Source organism: Mesorhizobium sp. M7A.F.Ca.CA.001.10.2.1, from assembly GCF_003998575.1.
Taxonomy (GTDB): Bacteria; Pseudomonadota; Alphaproteobacteria; order Rhizobiales; family Rhizobiaceae; genus Mesorhizobium.
The window spans coordinates 1-3829 of the sequence record NZ_RZQY01000599.1; the positions used below are offsets into that span (position 1 = coordinate 1).

The following is a 3829-nucleotide window of genomic DNA, read 5'->3' on the forward strand; positions in this document are numbered from 1 at the left end:
CCACCGTCATGGCCTTCTATCAGAACGGCGCCGACCAGATAGGCGCCGTTCTGATAGAAGGCCATGACGGTGGACGATTCAGTATCGCCGATCTTGCGGGCCATCAGCTGCGAAAAACCATAGAGCGCCGCCGATCCCAGCGACAGCAGCGCTGCCCAGTCGAACAGCCCTGCGCCGGGGCGCAGCATCACGAGGACGCCGAACAAGCCGATCAGCACGGTTGCCAGTGTCTGCCAGGAGACGCGCTCGCCAAGGTAAGGTCCGGCCAGGACCATGATGAACAGCGGCGCCATGAAATAAAGCGCCACCGCATCGGCGAGCGGCAAAGCAGCGATGGCCAGGTAGTACATCGTATAGGAGGTGAACTGGATGAAGGCGCGCACCGTCAGCATGCGGAATCGCTTCGACAGGATCGCCCGCAAGCCGACATCGGCATGGACCAGAACGATCAGGATCGGCAGGGCGACGATCGAGCGGATCGCCATCACCTCGGTCACCGGATAGCCGCTCGACACGGCTTTGACGAGCGGATCCTGCAGCGAAAAGACCAGCACGCCGAGGCACAGGCTCAGGATGCCGCCCACCATCCGATTCTGCATCTGCATCCAGGCTCCTGCGCGTACGACCCGAAGCTGCCGCCTGCGGGGTAAAAAGAACCCGCCACCGTTTCGGGCAGCGGGCACGAGTGAGGACTCTTGATTGGTCCGCGGCTGATTTCGCAGCCGCATATCCAATGGGTATGGCGACTATCGTCCGCCGTTTGACATGTTGCAAACGAATTGGAATGATGCCAGCAATCAAATTCTCTTATGGCGGATTCCATGCGGCCGACCCTCGACAGCGACCTCCTGCGAACCTTCGTGGCGATTGCCGAGACCGGCAATTTCACCAAGGCGGCGGAGCAGGCCGGCCGCACCCAATCCGCGGTGTCGATGCAGATGAAGAAGCTCGAAGAGCTGATCGGCGCCAGCCTGTTCGAGCGCGGTTCGCGCGGCGTCGCGTTGACGCGGCGCGGCGGCGAACTCATCGTCAACGCCCGCCGCATTGTCTCGCTGCTCGACGAGACGTCGGCATCGATGGCGGCAGCGCCGCTTGGCGGGCCGGTGCGCATCGGCATTCCGGAGGAATATGGCCACGCCATCCTGTCGCGCGCGCTCGGCGCCTTCTCGAAGCGTCATACACAGGTCGAGGTCACCGTGCGCTATGCCCATTCCGGGGCACAGATGGCGGCGCTCGCTGCCGGCGAACTCGATCTGTGCGTGGTGTTCGAATGGCAGGATCCCGCCGGCGGCGAAGTGCTGATGCACGACCCGACCGTGTGGGTGACGTCGACCCTGCATCACATGCATGAGGAACAGCCGGTGCCGATCGCGCTCTACAACCGGGCCGGCTGGTGCAAGGACTTCGCCATCAAATCACTGGAGCAGCGCGATCTTGCCTATCGTGTCGCCTATACCAGCGACACCACCGGCGGCCTCAAGCTCGCCGTCACCTCCGGACTGGCGATCGCGCCGATTTCGCGCAGCAACATTCCGGACGGCTGTCGTGAACTGACCACCGCGGACGGATTCGGCGCCATCGATTCCTCCAACGTGGTGATGCACCGCAACCCCAATGCGTCAGGTGAGGCGATCGACGGCATGCAGGATGCGATCCGCGAAGCCTTCGTCAACAGGCTCAGTCAGCCGGCGGCATCCTCGTAGAAATGCAGCCTGTTGCCGAACGGATCGGCGACCGATACCTCGCGGGTCTTCCAAGGCGTATCTTCCACGCCCGGCCTGGCGAAGCGGTAGTTTTTGCCGATCAGTTCGCCATGAAGAGCGGTGATGTCCTCGACCTCGATGCGCAGGGCGATGCCGGGTGCACCGTCGCCATGATGTTCGCTGAGATGCAGAACGCAGCCGTCGCGGCCGACCGCCATGTAAAGCGGCGCGTCGTCGGCGAAGCGATGTTCCCACTGCACCTCGAAGCCGAGGAAGCCGACATAGAATTCACGCGCCTTGGCAATGTCGAAGATGCGCAGGATGGGTGTAACGGCGCCAAGTCTGGGCATGGTGGTGCAACCGCGCGAGAGGGTCTTTAGGTGGGATGGACGCGGGCGGCAATCCCTATGTTTTTTCGCAATTCCGGACGGAAAACCGCTTCACACTTTTCCTGGAATTGCTCTATTTCAGCTCGAGCAGCCGTTCCAGATAGCTGCGTTCGATGTCGGGGCTGAGCGCATTGCCGAGCCGTTTGCGGATCGCTTCCAGTATCTGGCGGGCGCGCTGCACGTCGATCTCGTCGGGCACCTTCACCGAATCGCCGAAATCGGGACCCTGGCTGGCGCGTGGCCGGCCGAGCGGATCACGATCGGCGTTCTGCTGCCGGCCGCCTTCCTCGCCGCCGCCCTGGTCGCCCTGCATGGCTTGCATCTGCTTCATCATGTCCTTGGCGCCCTTGCGCAGCGCTTCCAGCGCCCGGCCCTGATGACCGACGGCCGCATCGCCTTCGCCCTCGCCGAGTGCCTGTTCGGCATTGCCCATGGACTTGCCGGCCTCGCCAAATCCTTCATTGGGCTCCATACCCATGCCTTCGAGGCCCTTCTTCAGCTGATCCAGGTCGCTTTGCAGCTGGCCCTGGCCCTGCTGCAGCTGTTTCAGCGCATCGGCGAATTCCTGGGGTGTCATCGGCTTTTGCCGGGCGAGCGGATCGCGGTCTTCGCCGACGCCGGGTCTGTCCTCATCCTGGCCGCCTTCGCCGAGCTGCTCGTCACGGTTCTGCCCGCGCTGGCGCTCGCCGCGCTGCATCTGATCCATGCGGAAGGTGTCGTTCATCATCTCCTGCTGACGCCGCAGGATCTCACCCAGCTTGTCCATCTGCTGGCGCATCTCGCTGTCCTGCTGGCCGCCTTGCTGCTGACGGCCGGCTTGCAGATTGTTCATCATGTCCTGCAGTTGCGACAGCAGTTGCTGGGCCTTGTCGCGATCTCCGGACTTCGCCAGGTTTTCGATCTGGTCCATCATGCGATCGATGTCGCTCTGGCGCAGTTCCTGGCCATTCTGCTGCATCTGCGGGGCGTTGGGATTCTGCTTGGCGCGCTCCGCGAATTCCTGCAGGAACTGGTTCATCGCCTCGCGCAGTTCCTTCATCGCCTTTTCGATTTCAGCGTCGCTGGCGCCATTCTTGATGGCGTCCTGCAGCGCCTGTTGCGCCTGGCGCAGCCGCTTTTCGGCGGCCGAAAGATTGCCTTCCTCGATGCTGAGCGCGATTTCCCAGAGATAGGAGACCTCGCTGCGCAATTGATCGTCGCTCTCGGCCATCTTCAGCCGGGTGCGGGCGCTCATGATGGCGAGATAGTGAGACATGTTGTCGAACGTGTCTTCCGGCCGCAGCGTGATGGCGTCCATCAGGTCGAGCACGCGCGGCTTGGCGTTGGCGTCGAGCGCCAGCAGGCGGCGCTGTTCGATCACGGCGCGTGCCAGCGGATTGGCGAAAGGCCGCTCCGGCATCAGCAGCGTCTTGGTTTCGCTCGATGCAGTGTGCCCGGCATCATCGGTGGCGACCAGCGTCAGCTTGATGCTGCTGCCGGCCCAGACATGCTCGGTCAGGTCCTTGGAGGTCTTGGCGGCGTTCGACTTGCCGCCGCGGCGCGGCAGCGTCAGCGGCATTTCAGGTGCACCGTACAGCGGGCGCGCATTGGGCGCCTGCGGATCGGCGAGCGCGAACACCGCTTTGGCGGTGGCGGCGCCATAGTCGTCGTCGATCTGGTAGTTTAGCTCGAAGGCGCCGTTTGCGGCGCGCTTGGGCTCGCCGACGAAGCGGATCTGCGGCGGCTTGTCCGATACTG

General features: G+C 63.5%; 4 protein-coding genes. 1 reads left to right on the forward strand and 3 read right to left on the reverse strand.

Features of this window, described 5'->3' with window-relative positions:
- Positions 1 to 599: DMT family transporter (locus tag EN964_RS28105; protein ID WP_164776038.1), on the reverse strand; the 599-nt coding region annotated here is incomplete at its 3' end.
- A 222-nt stretch (positions 600 to 821) separates the two neighbouring features.
- Between EN964_RS28105 and EN964_RS28110 the strand changes: the two genes are divergently transcribed.
- On the forward strand, positions 822 to 1703 hold the full coding sequence (locus EN964_RS28110) for a LysR family transcriptional regulator (protein ID WP_127269182.1): 882 nt from the start codon (positions 822 to 824) through the stop codon (positions 1701 to 1703).
- Here EN964_RS28110 and EN964_RS28115 read toward each other — a convergent pair.
- A complete protein-coding gene (locus EN964_RS28115; RefSeq protein ID WP_127269183.1) occupies positions 1682 to 2053 on the reverse strand; it encodes a glyoxalase superfamily protein in 372 nt (123 codons plus the stop codon). The genes EN964_RS28110 and EN964_RS28115 overlap by 22 nt on opposite strands.
- Positions 2054 to 2165: 112 nt before the next feature.
- A partial coding sequence (locus EN964_RS28120) for a TIGR02302 family protein (RefSeq protein ID WP_127276993.1) occupies positions 2166 to 3829 on the reverse strand: 1664 nt, incomplete at its 5' end.